This is a genomic window from Polaromonas sp. P3_C2, assembly GCF_056402675.1.
In genome coordinates, this window is sequence record NZ_JBFUGX010000698.1 from 1 (window position 1) to 2069 (window position 2069).

Here is a 2069-nt window from a genome sequence, read left to right on the forward strand (position 1 = left end):
CAGGTAAACGGCGCCTATCACAGCCTCCAGCGCATCGGCGAGAATGGAGGGCCGCTTCTGTCCGCCGGATTTTGCCTCACCCTCACCCAGCCGTACCAGGTCCGGCAGGCCAAGCACGACAGCAAGTTTGTGCAGGGTGTCCTGCTTGACAAGGTTGGCCCGCACACGTGAAAGGTCGCCCTCAGGCAGGGTGCTCAGTTGCTCGTAGAGCAGCCCCGCGACAGCCAGGTTCAGGACGGAATCGCCCAGAAACTCGATGCGTTCGTTATGGTCGGTCGAAAAGCTGCGGTGCGTCAGCGCCTGCTGGAGCAGCTTTGGGTCGGAAAAATCATGCTGCAGGCGCTTTTGCAATGCCAGCAGACCAGGACTTGAGGTAGCACTCGCTCGCACTTACTTGGCACGGCCGTTGTACTTGAGCAGCAGATAAGCTGGGCCGGCCATGTGGATTTCCTTGTTATAGGCGAAAGACACCACAGTTTTGTCACCCTCTTTGGTCACTTCGATATCTTTGGCGGTAATTGACTTGATGTCGTCAATCTGGGCGGCCTTGTCAAAGATAGTTCTGGCCTCAGCCACCGTGTTGCCTTCCCTCGCCTTTCCGGCGGCCTTGAGGATGGCCTGATATTCAATCAGCGTCGGGGCAACCTGGGCAGCCAAAATGCCGCCACATACAAGAACAATGCCCACAAACAGAAGGCCAATAAAGGAAATGCCACGTTGACGATGTTTCATTTTTTCTCCTGCTCTGACTMGGAAGTCCTGTCGTATTGCCCCTGGTACACCAAAGTGTGCCAAAAAAGCGGCTACTCGAAAGAACCGATACGCTTGAGGTTGCCGAAATTCATCCAGACAAAAAAGGCCTTGCCGACGATGTTTTTATCGGGAACAAACCCCCAATAACGGGAATCCAGCGAATTATCGCGGTTATCGCCCATCATGAAATACTGCCCCTCAGGCACCTTGCAGACAACGCCCTCGCTACTGTAACGGCAATTTTCCTTGAAAGGAAAGTCCATGACCTCCCGCTCATCGAGGCCGGCGCGCCGGGAGTCGTCATTCAGCAGGCGGTATTTCTTTGTCCCATTGACCTCTTCGAACTGTTTGGCGTAACGCAAAATATCTTCGTCAAAAAAGTCGGGCAAAGGCGTCTTGACCAGAGGCTTGCCGTTAATGGTCAGCTTCTTGTTCAGGTAGGCCACCTCATCCCCGGGCACACCCACCACCCGTTTGATGTAATCCAGGCTCGGTTTTGGCGGATAGCGAAACACCATCACATCACCGCGCTGCGGGGTGTTGTTGTCCAGTACCTTGATATTGAGCACCGGCAAGCGAACGCCGTAATGGAATTTATTGACCAGGATCAGATCGTTGACGAGCAAGGTGGGGATCATGGAGCCAGAAGGAATCTTGAAGGGCTCAAACAGGAAGGAGCGCAACAGGAAAACCACCACGATCACCGGGAACAGGCCGGCGGTCCAATCCAGCCACCAGGGCTGCATGATGAGCCGGGTTCTGGCTTCGTCAACATGGTTGTCGACCTGGCTGATGCCTTTGCCGGCGAGCTCAGCCTGCCGCCTGGCAGCACTTTCCTCGAATGCTGCCGCCGCGCGGTAGCGCTGCGGCAAAAAGTAAAACCGCTCGGCCAGCCAGTAAATCCCGGTGACCACCGATGCCAGGAACAGCAGCAGGGAAAAGTTTCCGTCCACGACGCCGAAGTACCAGGCAGCGCCATAACCCACAAAGGCGGCCAGCACCACGGCCGTGATCGTGCTCATTGCGCCGCGCATCAATCTTCCACCTGCAAAATGGCCAGGAAGGCTTCCTGAGGGACTTCAACGGAACCGATTTGTTTCATGCGTTTTTTACCCGCTTTTTGTTTTTCAAGGAGCTTGCGTTTGCGTGAAATATCGCCGCCGTAGCACTTGGCGATCACGTTTTTGCGCAGCGCCTTGATTGTCTCACGCGCAATAATGTTGGCCCCGATCGCCGCCTGGATGGCCACATCGAATTGCTGCCGGGAAATGATCTCGCGCATTTTGGCCACCACCGCCCGGCCGCGGTAGGCCGAC

3 protein-coding genes and 1 pseudogene are annotated in these 2069 nt (G+C 55.8%); all 4 read right to left on the minus strand.

Features of this window, described 5'->3' with window-relative positions; genetic code table 11:
• Positions 1-390 (minus strand): ribonuclease III family protein (locus AC1DWI_RS20890; protein WP_477725650.1); only part of this gene is annotated, 390 nt, incomplete at its 3' end.
• Positions 391-732, minus strand: a complete 342-nt coding sequence (locus AC1DWI_RS20895) for a DUF4845 domain-containing protein (protein WP_457279376.1) — start codon at positions 730-732, stop codon at positions 391-393. It lies immediately after the preceding gene.
• A 71-nt stretch (positions 733-803) separates the two neighbouring features.
• Positions 804-1775, minus strand: coding sequence for a signal peptidase I (gene lepB, locus AC1DWI_RS20900; RefSeq protein WP_457279377.1), 972 nt, complete (start codon positions 1773-1775; stop codon positions 804-806).
• An 11-nt stretch (positions 1776-1786) separates the two neighbouring features.
• Positions 1787-2069 (minus strand): annotated as a pseudogene (locus tag AC1DWI_RS20905) (elongation factor 4); the annotation flags it as partial.